Source organism: Streptomyces sp. AC627_RSS907 (genome assembly GCF_019049165.1).
This window is the reverse complement of record NZ_JAGMUE010000436.1, coordinates 1-574: the sequence shown is the minus strand read 5'-3', so window position 1 is coordinate 574 and position 574 is coordinate 1. Positions and strand designations below refer to the sequence as shown.

The 574-nt window shown below is 73.2% G+C and carries 1 protein-coding gene; it reads right to left on the bottom strand.

What is annotated here, in order from left to right; all coding sequences use genetic code 11:
* Positions 1 to 574, bottom strand: a 574-nt coding sequence (locus KUM32_RS36320; RefSeq protein WP_374227592.1) for a Gfo/Idh/MocA family protein, incomplete at both ends; no start/stop codon positions are given.

Sequence of the window (574 nt, the reverse complement as noted above, 5' to 3'; positions counted from 1 at the left end):
GTGCCGGCGCGTGCGCTCGGAGACGTCCACCAGCTCCCACAGCTGGCTGAGCTCCATGGCCGCGGGGCATTCCACGCCGACGTGCTTGCCCTGGAGCATGGCCGCTCTGGCCATGGCGAAGTGGGTGTCCCAGGGCGTGGCGACGTAGACGAAGTCGAGGTCGGAGCGTTGACACAGCCGCTCGAAGTCCTGGTCGTCCTTGGTGTAGAGAGCCGGTGCCGGCTGCCCCGCCGCCGTGACCTTGCGGGCGGCCCGCTCGGCCTTCGCGCGCACCACGTCGCACAGCGCGACGACACGGACGCCCGGCAGTGCGAGAAACAAGTCGATCATGCTGCCACCGCGCTGGCCGAGGCCGACGATGCCCACCCGTACGGTGCCGCGCCCCTCGAACGGCACCCCGATCATGGTCGCGGCACGACGCGAAGTGGGCGCCGCCCCGGTGGTCTCCGTCGCCCCCGTCGCTCGCGCGTCGGCAGCCGCTGCCTGCTGGCCCCCGAGTGCGCCCATGCCGAGCCCAGCCGCTCCGGCGGTCCACAGCACGGAGCGACGGCTGGGGGCGGGGGATTCGCCAGCC